This is a genomic window from Hymenobacter sp. BT730, from assembly GCF_030542105.1.
Taxonomy (GTDB): Bacteria; Bacteroidota; Bacteroidia; order Cytophagales; family Hymenobacteraceae; genus Hymenobacter.
Genome location: NZ_JAUOFB010000001.1, coordinates 305346 through 326046, shown reverse-complemented (window position 1 = coordinate 326046; position 20701 = coordinate 305346). Strand labels below are relative to the sequence as shown.

21 protein-coding genes and 1 tRNA gene are annotated in these 20701 nt (G+C 54.8%); 10 read left to right on the top strand and 12 right to left on the bottom strand.

Going from position 1 to position 20701, the window contains the following annotated elements; all coding sequences use genetic code 11:
- Nucleotides 1-2: 2 nt before the first annotated feature.
- The 3 genes from Q4G72_RS01370 to Q4G72_RS01360 form a co-directional block, all read right to left on the bottom strand.
- Nucleotides 3-614 (bottom strand): pentapeptide repeat-containing protein, encoded by a 612-nt coding sequence (locus tag Q4G72_RS01370; RefSeq protein WP_303309642.1) that lies wholly within the window; start codon nucleotides 612-614, stop codon nucleotides 3-5.
- The gene (locus Q4G72_RS01365; RefSeq protein WP_303309641.1) at nucleotides 614-799 is read right to left on the bottom strand and encodes a hypothetical protein; all 186 of its coding nucleotides are present in this window, start codon (nucleotides 797-799) and stop codon (nucleotides 614-616) included. Before Q4G72_RS01365 ends, Q4G72_RS01370 begins: the two co-directional genes overlap by 1 nt.
- A gap of 97 nt (nucleotides 800-896) precedes the next feature.
- Nucleotides 897-1289, bottom strand: a complete 393-nt coding sequence (locus tag Q4G72_RS01360; protein WP_303309640.1) for a RidA family protein — start codon at nucleotides 1287-1289, stop codon at nucleotides 897-899.
- A 55-nt stretch (nucleotides 1290-1344) separates the two neighbouring features.
- Here Q4G72_RS01360 and Q4G72_RS01355 point away from each other — a divergent pair, with 55 nt between their 5' ends.
- A complete protein-coding gene (locus tag Q4G72_RS01355; protein WP_303309639.1) occupies nucleotides 1345-2016 on the top strand; it encodes a 3-hydroxyacyl-CoA dehydrogenase family protein in 672 nt (223 codons plus the stop codon).
- On the opposite strand, the gene Q4G72_RS01350 is transcribed toward Q4G72_RS01355, so the two are convergent.
- From Q4G72_RS01350 to Q4G72_RS01335, 4 genes are all read right to left on the bottom strand, one after another.
- Nucleotides 2005-3174, bottom strand: a complete 1170-nt coding sequence (locus Q4G72_RS01350; RefSeq protein ID WP_303309638.1) for a DUF6056 family protein — start codon at nucleotides 3172-3174, stop codon at nucleotides 2005-2007. The two genes, Q4G72_RS01355 and Q4G72_RS01350, sit on opposite strands and share 12 nt — an antisense overlap.
- A 382-nt stretch (nucleotides 3175-3556) precedes the next feature.
- Nucleotides 3557-5392 carry a glutamine--fructose-6-phosphate transaminase (isomerizing) gene (glmS, locus tag Q4G72_RS01345; RefSeq protein WP_303309637.1) on the bottom strand — a complete coding sequence of 612 codons (1836 nt, stop codon included), beginning with the start codon at nucleotides 5390-5392 and terminating at the stop codon, nucleotides 3557-3559.
- 107 nt (nucleotides 5393-5499) lie between these two features.
- Nucleotides 5500-6984 carry a DUF4270 family protein gene (locus Q4G72_RS01340; RefSeq protein ID WP_303309636.1) on the bottom strand — a complete coding sequence of 495 codons (1485 nt, stop codon included), beginning with the start codon at nucleotides 6982-6984 and terminating at the stop codon, nucleotides 5500-5502.
- Nucleotides 6968-7780, bottom strand: a complete 813-nt coding sequence (locus Q4G72_RS01335; protein ID WP_121236357.1) for a glycogen/starch synthase — start codon at nucleotides 7778-7780, stop codon at nucleotides 6968-6970. Before Q4G72_RS01335 ends, Q4G72_RS01340 begins: the two co-directional genes overlap by 17 nt.
- A gap of 127 nt (nucleotides 7781-7907) precedes the next feature.
- On the opposite strand from Q4G72_RS01335, the gene panC reads away from it, so the two are divergent.
- The 7 genes from panC to Q4G72_RS01300 all read left to right on the top strand — a co-directional run bounded on the left by panC (nucleotide 7908) and on the right by Q4G72_RS01300 (nucleotide 13971).
- On the top strand, nucleotides 7908-8762 hold the full coding sequence (gene panC / locus Q4G72_RS01330; protein WP_303309635.1) for a pantoate--beta-alanine ligase: 855 nt from the start codon (nucleotides 7908-7910) through the stop codon (nucleotides 8760-8762).
- 63 nt (nucleotides 8763-8825) lie between these two features.
- Entirely contained in the window at nucleotides 8826-9173 is a 348-nt protein-coding gene (gene panD / locus Q4G72_RS01325; protein ID WP_044510915.1) for an aspartate 1-decarboxylase, read from the top strand.
- Between the two features lie 100 nt (nucleotides 9174-9273).
- The gene (locus Q4G72_RS01320; RefSeq protein WP_303309634.1) at nucleotides 9274-10323 is read left to right on the top strand and encodes a lysylphosphatidylglycerol synthase transmembrane domain-containing protein; all 1050 of its coding nucleotides are present in this window, start codon (nucleotides 9274-9276) and stop codon (nucleotides 10321-10323) included.
- On the top strand, nucleotides 10313-10798 hold the full coding sequence (gene rfaE2, locus Q4G72_RS01315) for a D-glycero-beta-D-manno-heptose 1-phosphate adenylyltransferase (RefSeq protein WP_303309633.1): 486 nt from the start codon (nucleotides 10313-10315) through the stop codon (nucleotides 10796-10798). The genes Q4G72_RS01320 and rfaE2 overlap by 11 nt, the downstream gene beginning before the upstream one ends.
- 12 nt (nucleotides 10799-10810) lie before the next feature.
- Nucleotides 10811-11506 (top strand): zinc metallopeptidase, encoded by a 696-nt coding sequence (locus tag Q4G72_RS01310; RefSeq protein WP_303309632.1) that lies wholly within the window; start codon nucleotides 10811-10813, stop codon nucleotides 11504-11506.
- Nucleotides 11507-11746: 240 nt separating this feature from the next.
- Entirely contained in the window at nucleotides 11747-12886 is a 1140-nt protein-coding gene (locus tag Q4G72_RS01305; protein ID WP_303309631.1) for an acyl-CoA dehydrogenase, read from the top strand.
- A 158-nt stretch (nucleotides 12887-13044) separates the two neighbouring features.
- The gene (locus Q4G72_RS01300) at nucleotides 13045-13971 is read left to right on the top strand and encodes a helix-turn-helix domain-containing protein (protein WP_303309630.1); all 927 of its coding nucleotides are present in this window, start codon (nucleotides 13045-13047) and stop codon (nucleotides 13969-13971) included.
- Between the two features lie 60 nt (nucleotides 13972-14031).
- Here the strand turns inward: Q4G72_RS01300 and Q4G72_RS01295 are convergent, their stop codons facing one another.
- The 3 genes from Q4G72_RS01295 to Q4G72_RS01285 are packed head-to-tail and all read right to left on the bottom strand — an operon-like array spanning nucleotide 14032 to nucleotide 15922.
- The gene (locus Q4G72_RS01295; RefSeq protein ID WP_303309629.1) at nucleotides 14032-14805 is read right to left on the bottom strand and encodes a phosphoglycerol geranylgeranyltransferase; all 774 of its coding nucleotides are present in this window, start codon (nucleotides 14803-14805) and stop codon (nucleotides 14032-14034) included.
- The gene (locus tag Q4G72_RS01290) at nucleotides 14783-15535 is read right to left on the bottom strand and encodes a hypothetical protein (protein ID WP_303309628.1); all 753 of its coding nucleotides are present in this window, start codon (nucleotides 15533-15535) and stop codon (nucleotides 14783-14785) included. The genes Q4G72_RS01295 and Q4G72_RS01290 overlap by 23 nt, the downstream gene beginning before the upstream one ends.
- Before the next feature lie 9 nt (nucleotides 15536-15544).
- Complete coding sequence (locus tag Q4G72_RS01285; RefSeq protein WP_303309627.1) at nucleotides 15545-15922, bottom strand: phage holin family protein; 378 nt, start codon at nucleotides 15920-15922, stop codon at nucleotides 15545-15547.
- 160 nt (nucleotides 15923-16082) lie between these two features.
- Here Q4G72_RS01285 and Q4G72_RS01280 point away from each other — a divergent pair, with 160 nt between their 5' ends.
- Nucleotides 16083-17228, top strand: a complete 1146-nt coding sequence (locus Q4G72_RS01280) for a DnaJ domain-containing protein (RefSeq protein ID WP_303309626.1) — start codon at nucleotides 16083-16085, stop codon at nucleotides 17226-17228.
- 58 nt (nucleotides 17229-17286) lie between these two features.
- Here Q4G72_RS01280 and Q4G72_RS01275 read toward each other — a convergent pair whose 3' ends face one another.
- Nucleotides 17287-18840 carry an FAD-dependent oxidoreductase gene (locus Q4G72_RS01275; protein ID WP_303309625.1) on the bottom strand — a complete coding sequence of 518 codons (1554 nt, stop codon included), beginning with the start codon at nucleotides 18838-18840 and terminating at the stop codon, nucleotides 17287-17289.
- A 179-nt stretch (nucleotides 18841-19019) separates the two neighbouring features.
- Nucleotides 19020-19092, bottom strand: a tRNA-Phe gene (locus tag Q4G72_RS01270).
- A 162-nt stretch (nucleotides 19093-19254) separates the two neighbouring features.
- Here Q4G72_RS01270 and Q4G72_RS01265 point away from each other — a divergent pair.
- Nucleotides 19255-20652 carry a 4Fe-4S dicluster domain-containing protein gene (locus Q4G72_RS01265; RefSeq protein ID WP_303309624.1) on the top strand — a complete coding sequence of 466 codons (1398 nt, stop codon included), beginning with the start codon at nucleotides 19255-19257 and terminating at the stop codon, nucleotides 20650-20652.
- Nucleotides 20653-20701 lie beyond the last annotated feature (49 nt).

The window sequence follows — 20701 nt, the reverse complement described above, 5'->3', positions numbered from 1 at the left end:
CATTAGCTGATAACCAGCTCAAACTGCGTGAGCAGGCCAGGCAGGCTATGCAGGGAAAACCGAGCCTGCTTTACTTCGTTTTGGGCGGGGTCCAGTTCCACATCCTGCGCGGTGCTGAAATCCGCGCCCACCAATCGGGTTTGCTTGAAAACAGCCCGCAAGAGTTTGCAGTCCTGAAATGCGGCGTTGGTTAAATCCGCCTGCGTGAAATCCGCCTCCTGCAGCGAGCAGTTTATAAATCGGGTGTTGGACAGGGCCCGGCCCAGAAAAGAAGCGTAATCGAGCTGGCAGTGGTCGAAATGCACGCCAAACAGCATGTCGCGGCATGCCTGAAAGGGTAAGCCTATCAGCTTGCAACCCGCAAAAGCCACGTTCTGGAATGCCGTGTTAGCAATGGTGGCGCCCGCCAGATTGCAGTTCTCAAATAAACAGTCACTAAAGCGCCACCCGCTCAGGTTGGCCTGGCTGAAGTCGAAACCGACGAAGTGATATTCCTCAAACTCGCGCTGGCCGGCCAGATCCGCTGGCAGGGTGCGTGTTAGGACATGGCCCTCCGGGAAATAAGCGGGCTTGCGCAGTGGTTTGGGCGGCTTACGGGAAGCTGGCTGCCGCATCAGTCCCGGTTTCGATAGACCAGGTACAGAATCAGCCCCAGCGCGGTAATTCCCCCACGAATGGCCCAGGAAGCGGTGCTGCCCCACTGATCAATCCAGGTCAGAAACATAAACTTCATGCCCAGCAAAGGCAGCAGGAGCGATACAAACCCGATAATGAGCATTCCGAGACCAAGCTCTTTCATACACGCGGCAATAAGTAGATGAGAAATATTCAGGCGCTTACGTGCTGATTAAACGTAAGCGCCTGATTGCCAAACTAAGGCTTCGGCGCCGAATTATCTACTCGCTTTTTACCGCAATGCAGGATATTTCCACCTGCACATCCTTGGGTAAACGGCTGACCTGCACAGTTTCCCGGGCCGGAGCATATTCCTCGGAGAAATAGCTGCCGTAAATTTCGTTGATGAGGGCAAAGTTGCCTAAGTCCGTAACGAAGATGCTGGTTTTCACTACGTCCGTGAGGGCCAGACCGGCGGCGGTCAGTACAGCCTGCAGGTTACGCATTACCTGATGGGTTTCCGCTGCTACATCACCATTGCCGGCCAGTTGGCCGGTAGTAGCATCCAGAGCTATCTGCCCTGAGACGTACACGGTGTTGCCAGCTTGAATTGCCTGGCTGTAAGGCCCGATGGGCGCTGGGGCTTCGGGCGAGTATAGGATAGTATGCGGCATGAGCAAGAAGGAATTGAAGGGTGGACGTCTATCTTTGAGCCCAAAGTAAGCAACTATGCATCTGTTTATCGTCGAAGGCAGCCATCTGGAGGACGAGCTGCGCCGCAAATTTGGTCCGCAGCACACCTACGACTTCTGCCCGGCTACCTCCTTCGATCTGCTGACCCGCCTGGCCGCCGCCGATGTGGCTTTTGACCTGCGTCCCTGGCCCGAGCTGCACTATGAGCGCCCCCGTCAACCGCTGTTTTACGATACTACCCGGCACTCCCTGGCGCAGCTCTTTCACCATGAAGAAGCGCCCCTGGGTCCCGTATTTGGCTTATGTGCCGTGCCTACTTTGCTGGACCGCCGCCTGCTGGAAGTGAGCCTTTATAATCTCCACGATACCTCAGAGCTGGTCAAGGTATGTGCCGGCTTAGGTACAGAATATCGGATTGTAGCCGAGCGGGTGGGGCTGGTGACGCCGCGTATTGTCTCCATGATCATCAATGAAGCCTGTTATACACTGCAGGAAGGTACTGCCTCGGTGCGGGACATTGATCTGGGCATGAAGCTGGGCACCAATTATCCTCATGGGCCCTTTGAATGGGCCAATGCCATTGGAGTGGCCCGCGTATATGATATCCTGGAAGCGCTATACCAGGACACTCACGAGGAGCGCTACAAAGCCTGCCCGCTACTGAAGCATATGGCTTTGCGGGGCGAGTCGTTTGAGTTAGCGAGCTAGTACTGCAGCAGGAACTGCTACCCGCAGACTGCGTTTGCCGAAGCACGCGGCAAAATCCACATTGCCCCACCAATGTGGATTACTGGAAAGGTCGTTGAAGTAGATGGTTTTGAGCTTGACCGTGAGTGGGGGCAATACCACGTCTGGTATGGGAGCCGTGAGCAGCCGGTAGCGGGCTTGCTGCTCTTGGTCGTAGCGGGCGGCGTTACCACTCAACCAGTCAGAATAAGCCGAAACGACAGTATTGATGCGCCGGTTAATGTGCAGACGCTCCAGGGGTACATCATGGTTGCTCCATAGTGCCACGAAGATCAGGCCGCCTACTAATAGCCGGGCCGGGCCACTCAGCTGGGGTGCCGCGTGCCCTTTCCGCACCCGGTAGCCAATCCAGCCAAACACCGACATCCACCAGCTCACCATAAAAAAGAGGTAAAGAATATTGAAGCACCGGGGCGGCGGCGGCGTATCAATGGCCAGATACGTCAGTAGAAAGCTGCTGTAAAGTCCCATACCAAAGAACAGCGGCCACCACCAAACATTCCGGGTAAGGCGCTGCCAGATCGGGGCCGCTTTGGCAACAGCCACTTGATGCAGCCAGGGCAATAATAGGATGGTAACCAGTACCAAAATGCCGCTGCCCAGCCAGTTGACGAGCATATAGGCCACGGCTACCGTCGTGGTGAACACTGCGTGGGGCACTGATACCTGCACTTTCATGCTGTCTATCCGGCTGAAGTTACCGGGGGCTGAAAGCAGCAAAATAGCGCTGAGCAGAGCCAAGCCTGTCAGCCACCACCAACCGGCCGCTGACCTATTTTTCCATAGCACAGGTACCGAAACCAGCCCGCCCGCAATGGCAATGCAAGCTGTTACCTCCGAGAAAGCGGGAGCAAAAAAGGCCAGCAGACTGGCTATTACCCAGAATACGCCTCGCAGACTATGCTGCCGAATAAGGGGAAGCACCCCCATGACGGCCAGCAGTGCCAAGCCTAGAATGCAGGGAACTGTATATGCCAGGCCGCTAATAAACCAGTAAAAGGCCTCAGTAGGACTTGGGAGCCACAGGAAGTATAAAAGCACCAGTATGCTCCCCCCGGCCCAGCGCACCCGCTTGGATATAGTACCGCCACTCAGCACAGTATAGGCAGATACCGCCATACTCAGTCCCAGCAGCAGAATCAACCCTCCTACATACAACCTGTACAAAGGTAAATTCACCCCCCCTGCCGCTATAAACGGGTGCAAGATGCTGATAAGCGAGGAAGAGAACCGCCCCGAATGCCGAAAATGGGTATTAAATATGTAGGGCAGAAAGCTTTCTTTCCGGAGCGCCTGGGGCACACTGTAGTCATCCAGATAAGGATGGCAATAAACCGCCAAGGCAAGAAAAGGGAGCAGGCAGAGAGCAGCCCCTATGCCCAATAGCCACGGCCAGAAGCGGCGGTGCAGAAAAAGGGCTGAGGCAGAGCGGAAAATCATGACGTAAAAAAGGGAAGTACCGCAAAGTACTTCCCTTTCATTTATTGCTTCAGCAAAATGCTTACTCTACTGTTACCGATTTGGCCAAGTTACGGGGCTGGTCTACGTTGCAACCACGCAGTACCGCAATATGGTAAGATAGCAGCTGCAGTGGAACTACTGATACCAGTGGCATCAGGACTTCGCTTGTAGCGGGTACTTCAATCACAAACTCGGCCATATCCGGAATTGTCGTGTCACCTTCCGTTACCACCGCAATAATGCGGCCTTTGCGGGCTTTCACTTCCTGAATGTTCGACACTACCTTCTCATACGAGCTGTCCTTGGTAGCAATAACTACTACCGGCATGTTCTCATCAATAAGGGCAATAGGGCCGTGCTTCATTTCAGCCGCTGGGTAGCCCTCGGCATGGATGTAGCTGATTTCTTTCAGCTTCAGAGCGCCTTCCAGCGCTACCGGGAAGTTATACCCGCGGCCCAAGTACAAGAAGTTAGGCACATCCTTGAAAATCTCGGCAATCTGCTTGATTTCCGTGTTCAGCAGGAGTGCCTTTTCTACTTTGGATGGAATATTTTCCAGCTCCACCATCAACTCCCGCAGTTTCAGATCGGTGAGAGTGCCGCGCTTGCTGCCTACAATCATCGCCAGCAGCGTGAGTACAGTTACCTGTGCTGTAAAGGCTTTGGTAGAAGCTACCCCAATTTCAGGGCCTGCATGGGTATAAGCACCAGCATCAGTAGCGCGGGCAATGCTGCTGCCCACTACATTGCAAATGCCGAAAATGGTAGCGCCTTTGCTCTTCGCTAACTCAATAGCTGCCAGGGTATCCGCGGTTTCACCGGACTGCGAAATAGCAATAACAATGTCGCGCTCCGTGATGATGGGGTTCCGGTAGCGGAACTCCGAAGCATATTCCACTTCTACCGGAATCCGTGCCAAATCCTCAATCAGGTACTCGGCTACCAGGCCCGCGTGCCAGGAGGTACCACAAGCAACAATGATGATGCGCTGGGCATTCACGAACTTCTGCTCGTAGGCTCGCACACCACCCATGTTCAGGTGGCCGGCTTCCAGTTCTAAACGGCCGCGCATGGAGTCGAGGATGGAGCGAGGCTGCTCAAAAATCTCCTTCAGCATGAAGTGCTCGTAACCGCCTTTCTCAATGCTGTCGAGGGCCATTTCCAGCTTCTGGATGTACGGCGTCTGCTGTACATCTTCTTTGCTGCGAATCTCCATCTTGCCATCCCGAATAACTACGATTTCATAGTCATTCACATACACCACTTCGTTAGTGTACTCAATAATAGGCGTAGCGTCGGAAGCCAGGAAGAACTCGCCTTCACCGATGCCAATTACCATGGGAGAGCCTTTGCGAGCAGCAATCAGCTGGTTTGGCTCATCCTTGCTCAGCACAACAATAGCATAAGCACCTACCACTTCGTGCAGGGCCAGGCGTACAGCTTCTTCCAGCGAGCAGTTGTTTTGCTTCTGAATTTCTTCAATCAGATTTACGAATACTTCCGTGTCCGTATCAGAGTGAAAAACGTGTCCCTGCTGCTGCAGGTGCGTTTTCAGCGCGGCATAGTTCTCAATAATGCCATTATGGATAATGGCAATCCGCTCGGAGGTAGAATAGTGGGGGTGAGCGTTGGAGTCATTAGGCTCGCCATGCGTGGCCCAGCGGGTATGCCCCATGCCGGTATGCGAGTGCAAATCTTTATCGGCAATGAAAGCTTCTAAGTCAGCGACTTTGCCCTTCTTCTTGTAAACGTTCAACTCACCGTTTAACAAGGCCACTCCGGCAGAATCGTATCCCCGGTATTCCAGACGACGCAGTCCTTTTAGAATGATGGGGCAAGCCTCACGGTGCCCAATGTATGCTACAATGCCGCACATAATAGTTCAGTGAAAAAGGAAAATAGGCAGAAAAAAGGCCGGCTAGTACCAACGGAGCAAAGGCCCTCGCCGGAAACCAGCCGACAAAAATGCTGAAAAAGGTATTTCTACAGGCTGGACGTGTATACGCGCAACCTGATATTATTGGCGTCGAGTACGGCGCGGTTCAGGGTAAGGTTGGTCAGCTGAAGCGCGGCTTCTTCATTGGTTGTTAAACCATTGATGTTCCGTGGAGATGGAGTCAGCAAAAAGCCCTGCGGTATTTCAGCATCCAACTTGCCCGCTACATATGCCTGTACATAGCTGGTGAGCAAAACGCTGTAGTACTTATTGGTTGGTCCCAAATCGTAATACGTTACTGCAGCCGCATTTCCCGCCCCTTGAGCTGACGCAACATCTCTTTGAACCAGGCGGTCTTGGGTTACCCCATTAACGTTCCGGCGCAGAACCAAGTTATTGCGGTTCACTTCATACAGGTAAGCAAACGGCGGATAAGCAAACTGTAGGTTGGCAAAGGGTTTTATCGGAATAATAAGTTCCGCCCGGTTAATAATAAGATTGGGCTGCTTACGCAACTCGTTCAGACCGGGTATGAATAGCTTGGTGCTTAAGCCAGTTCCTTCCTGGATATAGGTTAAGCCATTTGTTCTGTCGGCCGACACAGAATCTTTGCGAGTACGTAAGCCCGCAAAAGCAGCTGAGCCGCTTAAATCGGTCGTGATTTGTGTAAAGAAACGAGGCGCATTAGGGTTGGTTCCAGTAGGGTCACCCAGATCAATGCTATAAGTACGGCCGGGTGTTTTCCGCTTATCTACGTGGAAATACACTACCATACGCGTGCTGGCAGAGCGGCCAAACTGGACAATAGAGCCTGAGAAGCTGGCCGTAGGGGCCAAGGCAAAGCCGGGCAGCAAGGAAGAAAGCGTTGTCTGGCTAAAACCAGGAGTATTCAGGGCCTCAAAGAGTTGTGTGGTAAACGATGAAGTCTGTCCGGCTTTTACCAGGGGTAGCCGGACTACTCGCACCGGAACCGCCACTACTACCGTCGTGGTGTCATCGGCCGAAGTAGGGTTCTTCAGCTGCCGCACCAAAGCCGTCCGGTTCACTTTGTCGCTCACATTCGTCAGCAAAGCGGGCGTTTGCACGGGTAGCGAGCTGGCCGAAGTATATGTTACTCGCTCTTCCAGAGGTTGAGCTAAACGGAAAAGATCAAACTGAACAGGCTTGGTGTCCGTGCCATACACCCGATCAAAACCCAGCCGCAGGACCACCGAATCCAGGCGGGCATTGGTGTAATCAGAAGGAAGGGAGTCGGAAGTGACTTTCGTCTCGAAAAAGGTACGTGCCGTAATGGTGCCCAGGTTGGCATCGGTCAGGCGGCCCACCAGATACTGGTTGCGGCCCAACGTGCCGAGCGAATCCAGCTTCACGGTGGAAGCCGTTACGGCAAAATCCTTGAATTCGGTATTAATAGGCGTAGTGCCGGGGAGGTCCAAGCCTAGCTCATTGGGGTCTTCGCAAGCAGTAAGCAGGAGGGAAGCCGAAAGAAAAAATGCCGACGCCCGTCGGAAGGCGCTAGCTGGCCAATTCATTATAGAGAGCGTAGTAAGAGGTAAGCAGATTATCATCGGCCGCTACCTGGCCAATGCTGCGCTTCTGGGAATACTCGTTGAAAAGCGCATTCAGGTTGTCGCTGAAGTCTTCGTCCGATTTGATGACCGAGTCAGCATACTCCATGCCGATTTTGATGAAGCCACCGAAATCAGCGGATTTCAGATGGGTGAGCATCTCATCATCAATGTCCAGCATCTTGGCCTTCTCAATAATGTCGCCTTCAAATTTGTGGGCGAATTCATTGTTATAGACCGTGAAAATAGACTTGGAGTCCTTGAAAATCGGGTCCTTCTTGTAAGTCGTTTTCAGGTACATCGGAATCAGGCCCGTCATCCAGTCGTTGCAATGAACGATGTCCGGCGCCCAGCCCAGTTTCTTCACCGTTTCCAGCACGCCCTTGCAGAAGAAGATGGCGCGCTCATCGTTATCGGCATGGAACTGGTTGTTTTTATCAACCAGCACCGACTTGCGGTGAAAATAATCTTCGTTGTCGATAAAATAAACCTGCAACTTGGCATTGGGAATAGAAGCCACCTTGATAATCAGGGGCTTTTCCTCTTCGCCTACGGCAATGTTGATGCCGGACAGACGGACAACTTCGTGCAGACGGTTCTTCCGCTCGTTGATAATGCCGAAGCGAGGAACGAAAATTCGGATTTCCATCCCCATTTCCTGCATTCCCTGGGGCAACATCCGCAGAAACTCCGCTACCTTGGTCGTCTGCAAAAACGGATTAATCTCCGTGGCAGCATAGAGTATTCTCAGCTTAGACATACAGGGTTCTGTGGTTAAAATTGGGAGGGCACACTTTGGGATGCACAAAATTAAACATTTTTAGGCGAAAATTCAACGAAACCCGCCCGTAGATGCCTGTGTGGCGTCGGAAGGGCCCTGTGTGTATATGGAGATTCTGCAAACCGCTGCCGGGTTGCAAGCGCGCACCGAAGGGTGGCGCCAAAACGGGCAGCGCATTGGGCTGGTGCCCACTATGGGCGCGCTGCACGAAGGCCACCTGCAACTGGTTAGAGCGGCCGCCCGGGAGAATGATGTCGTCGTCGTCAGCATTTTTGTCAACCCCACCCAGTTCAACAACCCGGAAGACTTCCGGCTGTACCCGCGCCTGCCTGAAGCTGATGCGACTCTGCTGCAGGATACCGGCTGCACCGTACTGTTTGCTCCCTCCGTGGAGGAAATGTATCCCCAGCCCACGGTGATGCGCTTTGACTTTGGCGCGTTGGAGCAGGTGATGGAGGGCGCCCACCGCCCGGGGCACTTCAATGGCGTGGCCACTGTGGTGAGCAAGCTGTTTCACCTGAGCCGGCCGCACCGCGCCTACTTCGGGCAGAAGGATTTGCAGCAGGTAGCGGTTATTCGCCAGATGGTGGCCGATCTGAGCTTTGATCTGGAGCCGGTTACCTTCCCCACCGTGCGGGAAGCCGACGGACTGGCCATGTCCTCCCGCAACCGGCGCCTTTCGCCGCAGGCCCGGGCGGTAGCTCCGCGCCTGTACCAAGCCCTGGAACTGGCCACCCGTTTGTTACAGCAGCATGCCACCGTGGCCGAGGTGCAGCAACAAGTCACGGCCTTTCTGCAGCAGCACCCGGAAATTGAGCTGGAGTACTTTGATATCAGCAATGCCCGCACGCTGCAACCCCTTGAGGACGGCGCCGCCCCGGCCGGGCAGGTGGCTTTGTGCCTGGCGGCTTGGCTGGATGGCGTGCGGCTGATTGATAACGTGGTAGTGAACCTGGCGTAAGTCAACCTTCGGTGCCACGGGATTTAACTATCTTTGCGGCCATTCATTCACCCGCTTTCACTCATGCAAATCGAGGTTCTCAAGTCCAAAATTCACCGGGCCAAAGTCACGCAGGCTGAGCTACACTACGTAGGCAGCGTCACGATTGATGAGGACCTGCTGGATGCCGCCAACATGGTGGAAAACGAGAAAGTGACCATTGTGAACGTGAACAATGGGGAGCGGTTCGAAACCTACACCATTCGGGGCGAGCGGGGCTCCGGCATGATTTGCCTGAACGGACCTGCTGCCCGGCGCGTTGCCGTAGGCGACATCGTAATTATCTTCTCCTACTGCCTCATCGATTTTGCCATTGCCCGCCAGCATCAGCCTACGCTGGTGTTTCCGGACCAGCATAACCGGCTGGTATAATTACCGTTGCTCTTACTAAAGTGCCCGTTGCCAGTCTGTTCGCCAGATAATGGCAGCGGGCACTGCGCTACCGGCTCCTTTTAACCGGCTCTAGATTTACGTGAAAAAACTGCTCAATATTCTAAAGTATGTGCTCCTGCTGGCCTTCTCGGCCCTGCTGATGCGCTACGCCGTGCGCGACCAGGATCTTAGCAAGGTGGGGCGGTACATGCGCGAGGCCAATTACTTCTGGATGGGTCTCACCGTTCTGCTCTCGGCGCTGGGCTACTTTAGCCGCGCCTACCGCTGGAAAATGCAGTTGGATGCCACTAAGCACAAGCCCGGCTATTGGGATGTATACCACGCCATGATGGTGGGCTACCTAGCCAATCTGGTGCTGCCACGTATGGGTGAGGTCGTGCGGTGCTCCATCCTGCGGCGTACCGGCGGCATTCCGGTGCAGGTGGCCCTAGGTGCCGTTATTACGGAGCGGGTAATTGACGTGCTGGTGCTGTTTTCCCTGTTGGGCGCTACGCTTCTGCTGGATTTTCATAAGTTCTGGGCCTTTGTGCTGAGCCTATTCTCTGATAAGTACGATACGCTGGCCCAAAGCCGGGATATCCTGCTGGTTGCCGCTGGTATTGCCGGGGCGTTAGCGCTCATTGGTGGTTACTTGCTTTACCGGAACGTGGAGCGGCTGCGGCAGCTGGCCCTGTTTAACAAGCTGGAAGGATTTGTGCGCGGGCTCATGGAGGGTGTATTCAGCATCCGCAAGCTGGATAGCAAAGGCCTGTTCCTGCTGCATACGGCCTTCACCTGGCTGGTCTATTATCTCATGGACTATCTGGCATTTTTTGCCTTCCCGGAAACCCATAACCTGGGTATGGCTGCCGGTCTGGCAGTCCTTACGTTTGGGGCGTTTGGGATGGCTACGCCGGTGCAGGGCGGCATCGGGGCCTTTCACCTGATGGTGCAAAGCACCCTGCTGGTCTATGGGGTGTCGAAGGAAGCGGGTATTGCGTATGCGCTGGTAGTGCATGGCACCCAAACGCTGCTGGTAGTGCTGATGGGTGGTATCAGCTTTGTAGTCAGTATGATCAAGTCGGGTCGGGAAAAGCGCGCCATAGCGGCGTCGGTGCCCGATGCCGCCACCCCAGCCTATGTGGAGTAAAGAAAAAATATTAAGCCGCGAGGCCCTGCTGCCCGTGCTGGAGCAGTGGCGCCAGCAGGGCCGCCGCATTGTATTCACCAACGGCTGCTTCGACCTGCTGCACCTCGGCCACGTCGATTACCTGGAGAAAGCACGGCACCTAGGCGATGCGCTGGTAGTAGGGTTGAATACCGATGCATCTGTTAGCTGTCTGAAACCAGGCCGACCTTTGCAGGACGAAATGTCACGGGCCCGCATTCTGGCTTCCCTTTTGTTTGTGGATGCGGTAGTACTCTTCGATGAGCCTACGCCGCTGGAACTCATTCAATTGGTGCAGCCTGATATCCTGGTAAAGGGGGATGACTACGCCATCAGTGGAATTGTAGGCCACGAGGAAGTGTTACAAAGAGGCGGAGAGGTGCTCACCGTACCGCTGGTGGCTGGCTACAGCACCACGCGTATTGTAGAGCGCATCCGCCAACTCCTTACTCCCTAAGCTCTTCCTCCTATGTATTCCACAAGCCCAATATATCTGGTCGTTATCGGGGCCATGATTGTCAGCTGGCTGATACAGTGGCGCCTGCGCAGCAAGTTTGCGCAGTACGCCCAGATTGGTCTGAAATCAGGCCTCACGGGCCGGCAGATTGCCGAGCTCATGTTGGCTGACCACGGCATCACTGATGTCAAAGTTATCAGCACGGAAGGCCGCCTTTCCGACCACTACAACCCCGCCGATAAGACCGTTAATCTCTCCGAGTCGGTGTACGCGGAGCGCAGTGCCGCCGCCGCTGCGGTAGCGGCGCACGAATGCGGCCATGCCGTGCAACACGCTACTGCCTACAGCATGCTGCAGTTTCGCTCGGCCATGGTACCGGCCCTGAGTGCCGTGTCGCGCTTTATGCCCTTCATCCTCCTGGCGGGGGTGTTGATGCTGCGCACCTCACTGATTCCGCTGGGCGTGGGCATTGCTCTGTTCTCGCTGACTACGCTGTTCTCCTTTGTTACCCTGCCCGTGGAGTTTGATGCTTCCCGCCGGGCCCTGGCCTGGATTGATAAGCGCGGTATTGTAACCTCCCAGGAGCATGCTATGGCGAAAGATGCCCTCTGGTGGGCCGCCATGACGTATGTGGTAGCCGCCATTAGTTCCCTGGCCACCCTGCTCTACTACGTAAGCATTTTCATGGGCAGCCGTGACCGGCGCTAACCTGTCAGCTTCTTCTTTAGTTAAGCGCAACGGGCCTCTTCGCCAGCCGGAGAGGCCCGTTGGTGTTTCGTTCTTATACTACGAATTCCGTAAGCTCTGAAGGAAAGCAGCCAACGCAAAATGCCTTATTAGAAAAATACGGGCATGCTGCTGTAACTGCCAGTTGAGTAGCTTAATTTTGACCACAATTCCCACCCGCTGCCCCAAGCAGCTCCACCTTCCTCACCCAAGTTTTACCGCATGGATTTCCAGCTCACCGAAGAACAACTTGCCGTTCAGGCTGCCGCCCGCGACTTTGCCCAGAATGAACTTTGGGCCGGCGTAATTGAGCGCGACGAGCACCAAAAATTCCCCACCGAGCAAATCAAGAAGATGGGCGAGCTGGGCTTCCTGGGCATGATGGTTAGCCCTGAGTACGGCGGCGGCGGCATGGACACGGTTTCCTACGTGCTGGCCATGGAAGAAATTTCCAAGGTCGATGCTTCCTGCTCGGTTATTATGTCCGTGAACAACTCACTGGTATGCTGGGGCCTGGAGAAATACGGAACGGAGGAGCAAAAGCAGAAATACCTGCCCCGCCTCACTTCCGGCGAAATCATTGGCGCGTTCTGCCTCTCCGAGCCCGAAGCCGGCTCCGATGCCACCATGCAGCGCACCACCGCCGAGGATATGGGCGACCATTACCTGCTGAACGGCACCAAAAACTGGATTACCAACGGCTCCTCTGCTTCGGTGTACCTGGTTATTGCCCAGACCAACCCAGAACTCAAGCACCGCGGCATCAATGCCCTCATCGTGGAGAAAGATGCTCCCGGTTTCGTGGTAGGTCCTAAAGAGAACAAGCTGGGCATCCGCGGCTCCGACACCCACTCCCTCATGTTCACGGACGTGAAGGTGCCCAAGGAAAACCGCATTGGCGAGGATGGCTTCGGCTTTAAGTTCGCTATGCAGGTGCTGGCCGGCGGCCGGATCGGCATTGCGGCCCAAGCTTTGGGTATTGCCTCGGGTGCTTATGAGTTGTCGTTGAAATACTCGAAGGAGCGCAAGTCATTTGGCGTGCCGATTTCCCAGCACCAGGCCATCCAGTTTAAGCTGGCCGATATGGCCACCAACATCGATGCCGCCCGCCTCCTGTGCCTGCAAGCCGCTCACGATAAGGACGCGCACCAGGACTACGCCAAATCCGGCGCTATGGCCAAGCTGTTCTCCTCCAAAGTGGCTATGGATACGGCCGTTGAAGCGGTGCAAGTGCACGGCGGTTACGGCTTTGTGAAAGAATTCCACGTGGAGCGCATGATGCGCGACGCCAAAATCACGCAGATTTATGAGGGCACTTCTGAGATTCAGAAAATTGTAATCTCACGGGAAATCCTCAAGTAAAAGGCGAATTGCCTAAAAGTCAGATTCATTGCACTAAACCCAGCCAATTTTTTGGCTGGGTTTTAGTTTTTGTGAATTTTTATATCTTATTTTGCATTGTATAAACTCGGGCAAGTAGCGCCCGTTTTCCACTCAGCTCCCCCACACCTAAGCGGTTTATGGAAGATTACAATAAAGTGATAGAGTCGCTCGGCGTCCGCTATATCAAAGCGAAGAACCTCGTCTTGCAGCAGCCTTTCACGGTGCGCAATTCGTATGACGTTGGCAATAATTTGATTCTCCTGCACAAAGGGCATATTTCCTTTGGCGATGATGAGCAGACCACGGTAGAAGAAGGCGAAATGCTCTTCATTCCCGGCGGTCGGGCTACGCGCGTGGCCTACGGCGACGGCGGCGGTAAGGTCATCACCAACGATGACCTGATCAGCAACAAAGACAAGTTTTTCCACTCGAATTCTGACCTCGACCTCATCGGCGACGCTGAAGAGAGCCACAGCTTTGTGAGCTTTGAGGCCAAAGTATTTGACTCGGTTAACTTCTTTGCCTCCCTTGATGTACCTGCTTTCCTGATTACCGGCAATTCCAAGCTGGCTAACCTGGTTATTAAAGTGGTAGAGGAAAGCCTGCAGGAACTGCCTGGCCGGGAGCGTCTCATCACCATTTACACCGAGAACATTGTGGTGGAAATTGTGCGCTACATCTTGAAAAACAAGATGTTTGTGGAGCAGCTGGCCACCAACAGCACCTACTTCAAGGATCCACGCCTCATTGACCTGTTCAACTACATCAAAGAGAACCTGGGCGGCGACCTGTCGAACAAGGTGCTCAGCGGCGTAGCCAACGTGTCGGAAGACTATGTAGGCCAGTACTTTAAGATGCTGACCGGCATCAACCCCCAGGACTACATCGAATACCAGCGCATGGAGCGGGCCGTATTCCTGTTGCGTACCACCAAAAAGAGCATCCGCGACATTGGGAAAGAAGTGGGCTACAAAGACACCGCTTATTTCTGTCGTCGTTTCAAGATGATGTTTGGCATTCCAGCCGGTAAAATGCGCCGTCGTGAGTCCGCCATGAACATCTAATTCTGCTTCGACTTGCATAAAAAAAGCCCTGGTATCATACCAGGGCTTTTTTTATGCGCTTTAATTGAGCGCCGTGCTGGCTACGGCATTGAAGGACTGTACCACCGCTGCTACCTCCGGCAGGAAGCCTGGGTCTTTTTCAATCTGATTGCCAATGACAATTACATCGGCCCCGGCCTCCAAGGCGGCCTGGGCTTTTTCAGTGGTATTAATCCCACCTCCTACAATGAGAGGGACTTCCACCGCCTGGCGTACAGCCTTAATCATGGCGGAGGATACCGGATACATGGCGCCACTGCCACCATCCAGATACATCAGGCGCAAGCCCAGCTGTTCGCCGGCCATGGCCGTGCAGGCGGCAATACCAGGCTTATCATAGGGTAAGGGCGTGGTGCCGCTTACGTAGCTTGCCGTAGTCTGACGGCCGGTATCAACCAGCATATAACCGGTGGGCAGAATCTGCAGTTTGCTCTGGCGCAGCAAAGGGGCGGCAATGACGTGCTGCCCAATCAGGAACTCCGGATTTCGTCCGGAAATCAGTGAAAGCAGCAGAATACCATCGGCCTGTCCATCCAGGTGCAGGCTGTGGCTGGGGAACAGCAGCACCGGTACTTTGGAGCGGCTTTTCAGCAACTGAATAAGGGTAGCCTGGTACGAATTCAGTACCAGGCTACCCCCAACAAAAAAGTAATCGACCGGATGGGTCTCGCTTAGCTCCAGCAAATGCCGGCAGCCCGCCTCGTCCAACTGGTCGGGGTCGAGCAATACGGCCAGCGACTTCTGGCCGCGGGCGCGGCGTTTGCTAAGGCCTTCATAGAGACTGTTGAGGCGCATTCGCGTCGTCGTGGTGATACGTAAAGTCTATGTCCTGCGTGGCCGGCTGAGCGGCGGGCGCTGTTGCAAGGTCGTTATTTTTGTCTACAGGCAAATATTCTCCTACTTTTTTGGCGACATAAGCCATCAGCACCGCCGAAACCTGCGCTATCAGCATTTTACCGGTATCCGACTTCAAAAACACGTTGAAGGCATCGGCCATGATGGAAGACGCACTGGAAGTAGGCTGCTGCGGACGCAAGGCTGGTGTGGTAGACCGTGCGGAGCGGGTATACTGGCTGATGGGGTTGTCCAGCGGAGGGAACGGATCCTCAGAGTCCGTGTGGTACACGTCGGGGGCCAGGTCGGCACGCTCATGGTTACTGGGCATCTGGCTGCCCCGGTCGTACTGATGCGGACCAGCGCCGAAGCCCAGATCATCACTCTCGGCGGTATCTACGGGGCTGTATGCTGGCCGCCGGTGGCGACTGTGGAGAGATTTGCCGGGATGATAGTCCAGCTGCTCATCATCTTCAAAGTCATCTTCCTCAGAAGGGCGGGAGCGGAAGGCGCGGGCTATCAGCCAGATGCCACCCGCCACGCCGGCGCCAATCAAGGCATACTTACCAATGCGCTGGGTCTGCTCTTTAATATCTTCCACATCGCCCATTAGGGCGCGCTCATATTCCAGCTTCTGGCGCTCCAGAAACTCCTTTTCGTCTTCAAAAAGCGGGTTGTGCAAATCGGCCATGGGAGAGAATTAAGCTTGGCGTTTATCAGATTTATAAATGGTGTTGCTCAGCATCTTATCGGCTAGCCCCTGGAATAGCTTTTTATCTACACCTACGATAAACACAATCAACAGCACCAGATAGATAGCGGCTACAATCCCAAAGCCCCAGTACGAGCTGTCCAGAGCGGCATTGAGAGCCAGCCCCGCAAAAATGCTCAGAAACACGAGAAACAACAGCCCAATAAGCGCCATGGTGACTCCGTGGGCAGTACCAACAAAGGCGTTTTTAACTTTTTCCTGGGTTTCGAGGCGTACAAGATCAATACGCGTATCGAGGTAGCCCATCAGGTTCCCGATCAAACTGTCATTTCGGGGCGTTTTGGTAGCGTCGTCGTCGTTGGCCATGCGGCAGAAGGAGTTTAGGGAGATAAATGCTTTAAAGAACTGGGTACGGAAAATACACGAGGAATGGTGCGATGCTAATGGAACTTCATACGAAAAAGCCTGTTCATCGTCTGAATTCCTACCGTAAAAGTCCCGTTCTTGCCCTGCTTACCGCTGTATTTTGAGCCCGAATCATTACCATATCCTGGGAGTATCAACTACGGCCACGGCGCTGGAGATTAAGCAGGCCTATAAGCGGCTGGCGCTACGCTACCACCCCGACCGTCATCGGGGCGATACGCGCTTTGAAGAGCAGTTTAAACAGGTGAGCGTGGCCTACGGTATCTTATCGGACCCGATCCGCCGGGCTTCCTACGACCACCTGCTGCGACAGGATGCGCTGCGGGCCGATGCTGCCCGCCGGCAGCAGCAATTCCGGGCACAGGGCCAGCGCGTATATGGGGTGCCGATGCCCCCGCCACAGCCGCTGCGCACCCGCCGTCCGGCTACTTCGTCGGAGCGCCACTACCGGCCCATACCCAAACGCCGCACCCGGTTTACACGCCGGGACTATCTGCTCATGCTGGGGGTACTTGGGTTGTTTATCCTGTTTGGGCTGTCAGTGAAAGTTACCATGGACCATCTCACCGCCCTGTCTAACTACGATGATGGGATAAAAGCTTATGGAGAGCGGCGGTGGAGTGTGGCGCATGCGTATCTATCGGAGGCCGTTCACTTTAAGCCGGAATTCAGTGCTGCCCGGCGGCGGCGGGGTGAAATAGAGCAGTTGGTTTTTCACGATTATGCTAATGCATTAACGGATTATAAGGTGGCCTTACGACAGCCCGCCTCGGTACGGCAGGCGGCCGAACTGTGGTGGCGTGTGGGACAGTGCCAGACTGAGCAGGGCCACATGGAAGGCGCCCTGCACAGCTACTCGCGGGCTATTCGGCTGGATTCTACTCTGGCTGGTCCCTGGCTGGACAGGGGAGAGCTGCGCATGTTTGAGCAGCGCCGATTTCGGGCCGCTATCCGTGATTTATCCATGGGCCTACGGCAGCGCGCGGCAAAGGGCAGCAGTCCCTCCGTACGGTACCTGACTTACCGGGGCCTGGCTTGGTTTAAGCTAGGCGAGTATGAGGCTGCCCGCGAAGATTATCAGCAAGTATTACTAAATAACCCCAATAACGGGCAGATCCATTTTCTGCTGGGGCGGCTGGCCCAGGAGGAGGGCAAGCCGGTGGCCGCCTGCGAATTCTACGCCCGCGCCGTGCTGCTTGGGTATGGCTACGCTGAGGAAGCGCGGCTGAAAAGCGGCTGTCAATAAGCTGACAAGCCCGACACGATGTATCAGGCTTGTGATTAGATCAGGCTTGGTATTAAGGTTACTCCGCTGGGGCCAGGTCCGTATTGGCCGGGCCCATCAGCAGCTTGCCAAAGGCATCGAAGCGGGAACCGTGGCAGGGACAGTCCCAGCTGCTTTCCAGGCCATTCCAATGCACCACGCAGCCCAGGTGTGGGCAAATGGCCGAGCACTCATGCACTTTCCCATCAGCGGCTTTATATACGGCTACTTTGGTGATGCCCCGGCGCAATACAGCACCCGAGCCGGCTGGAATGTCTTCAGGTTTGGCTACATCGCCACCCGTTAGCAACTCCGTGTATTCAGTGGCTACATTCACATTTTCGCGCACAAACTCCTTAATGGATTCTGGCTTGAGAGTAACCCGGCCCGGGTCGTAGAGCTTCTCCCAGGAATTAGGGCGGTCCATAACCAAGTCCCGGATCAGCATAGCACCCAGGGTGCTGTGCGTCATGCCGTGGCCGGAGTCACCGGTAATCAGGTACACGTTGTCTTTATCCAGTGGATTGCGGCCTGCAAATCCCAGGCAATCTACCGGCTCCATCACCTGTCCCGACCATTGGTATTCTACGCTCGTAATCTGCGGAAAATGTGCGCGGGTCCACTCTTCCAGGCAGCGCAGCCGCTCGGCAGGGTTTTCCTCCTGCCCGGTTTTATGGTCTTCGCCGCCCACAATCAGCAGGTCATCACTTGCTTCGGGTACTTCCTGTAGACGGATGTAGTGGTATGGGTCGGCGGTATTCCAATACAGCGCTTTGGTAATGGAGCCTTTCGGCACACGGGCGGCCAGTACGTAGGTGCGGTAAGGAGCCTGCTTGGTATGCATCACTACCCGGTCGTTGAATGGCGTGTTAGTGGCAATAACAATGGCTTGTGCGGTTACCGCAACCCCTTCGGAGGTGATTACCCGGGCGGGAGAGCCGCCTTCTACCGTTTCTACATGGGTGTGCGTAAAAATATGTCCTCCCTGAGCTGTAATGGCATCCACGAGCCCATGGAGATACTTGAGAATGTGGAACTGACCCTGATTGGGAAAACGCAGACATTCGCCGGTTTTAAATCCCTGCACTCCAGCATCAGCCAGTTGCTCTACCTGCTTTAATCCCGCACGGTGCGCGGCTTTCAATTCATCGGCCAGCTCTTGGGAGGTGCCGTTGGCGGGTAGGAAAAGGTAGCCGTCCAGACGCGAAAAGTCACAGGCTATTTTCTCGGTTAGTGCTATTCGCTCTATCTCATCTATAGCAGCGCCATGGCTTTCGGCTGCTAGCCGGGCACCTTCCTGGCCAAATAGATTTTCCAGGGTAGAGTACCGGTCATCCAGCGCATTGGATAGATGCGCAGTGGTGCGGCCGCTCTCGCCGCTGGCAATTTCACCATCTTCCAGCACTATTACCTGCTTGCCTTCTTTTCCCAGGAGATAAGCCGTCGTAAGGCCTGCAATACCGGCGCCTACAATCACCACATCGGCACTCATGGGCTTTTTTAGCGCTGAAAAGGTGGGTAGCGCGGCGGCTGTGGGGAACCAAACAGATTGGGTAGCACCAGATGTAGGGGCGCCAGAAGCAGGGTTAGGCATAGCAGGGGTAGAATAGTTTCTCCCGTGCTTACGGCCGGCTAAGCCCAAGGTTGAGCCGTTGGCCGTATCGTTAAGTACTAGCCAAATAGCCTCTTAGCCAAGAGATATGCCTTGGGTTACAGGCGTTTGGTTAAACGAAAAATCCCTGCCGGCTGGGTGCGGGCAGGGATTTTAATCTGTGGTAATGATTGGAATCGAACCAACGACACCAGCATTTTCAGTGCTGTGCTCTACCAACTGAGCTACATTACCATCTCCTCTTAAGCCGTATGGCCGTTGGGGAGCACAAAAGTAGTAAACCCATTCCAACCTGCAAGGCGTATCGTAAAAAAATGTTTCCGACTGCCAAAAGATATAGTTTGTTATGCATAACGACTATATTTCGGCCTAAACCCCAAACCTACCCATTTTCCTGTGCATTTTTCTATCCAAAACATTCTCTTCCTGCTGGTAGCGGTGGCGGGCTTTGGCCTGTTTGCCTGGCAAGCGCGGAAGATACGGGCCAATATCCTGGTGGGGCGCGACCGGGATATGAGCGGCCATGTGAGCGAGCGGCTGTGGAAAACGCTGCTGGTCGCCTTCGGACAACAGAAGATGTTCAAGCGCCTCACCCCGGCGTTTCTACACCTGATTGTCTATATCGGCTTCATCGTCATTAACATTGAAGTTATTGAAATTCTGATTGACGGCATTTTCGGGACGCACCGGGTACTGGGCTTTATGGGCCCGCTGTATTCTGCCCTTACGGGCACCAATGAAGTGCTGGGGGCTCTGGTCGTTCTGGCCGTAACGGCCTTCTGGTGGCGCCGCAACGTGGCTGGGGTACGCCGCTTTTCCGGCCCGGAAATGCGCGCCTGGCCCCGCCTGGATGCCAACGTAATCCTCTATATCGAGGTGGCCTTGATGGTGGCGTTGTTTCTGATGAACTCCTCCGACCTAAAAGCACACCAACTGGAAGGCAAAGAGCTGGCGGGCGCATTCCCTATTAGTCAGTTTCTGACGGGTTTGCTTCCCACAAATGCCAGCAGCTTAGCTGTGCTGGAGCGCGTGGGCTGGTGGGCGCACATTGTCGGTATTCTGCTGTTTCTGAACTACCTGCCCTCGTCCAAGCACTTCCACATTATCCTTGCTTTTCCGAATGTGTACTTCTCCCGGCTGGTGCCGCAGGGGCAGTTCTCGAACGTGGACAGCATCACCCACGAGGTGAAAGCCATGATGGACCCCACGTACCAGGTGCCGGCTCCGGCTACCAACGCCGATGGCTCGGCCGTAGCGCCCACGCCGTTTGGCGCCAAGGATGTAAATGACCTGGCCTGGACCAACCTGCTGAATGCCTACTCCTGCACCGAATGTGGCCGCTGCACCTCCGTGTGCCCGGCCAACCTAACGGGCAAGCTGCTCTCGCCGCGCAAAATCATCATGGACACGCGCGACCGGATGGAAGAGAAGTATAACTCGCCGCTGATTTTCGATCCGGCCCTTTACGGCAAAGAAGCCAAGCACGACCCACAGGAGCAGCTCGACAAAGAAAACCACACCCTGCTGCGCGGCTACGTGACGCCCGAGGAGCTCTGGGCCTGCACCACCTGCAACGCCTGCGTGGAAGCCTGCCCCGTGAACATCAACCCCCTGGAAAGCATTGTGGAAATGCGCCGCTTCCTGGTGCTGGAAGAGTCGGCGGCCCCTAACTCGCTCAACGTTATGTTTTCCAACATTGAGAACAACGGGGCGCCTTGGGCCTTCTCGCCTTCAGACCGCTTCAACTGGGCCGATGATCTGTACGTGGCCGAAAAAGCTACTACCGTAGCTTAAAATATTGAACCTCTTGCGGGGCTCTGCTTTGCAAGCTCCTTGCTTTCAA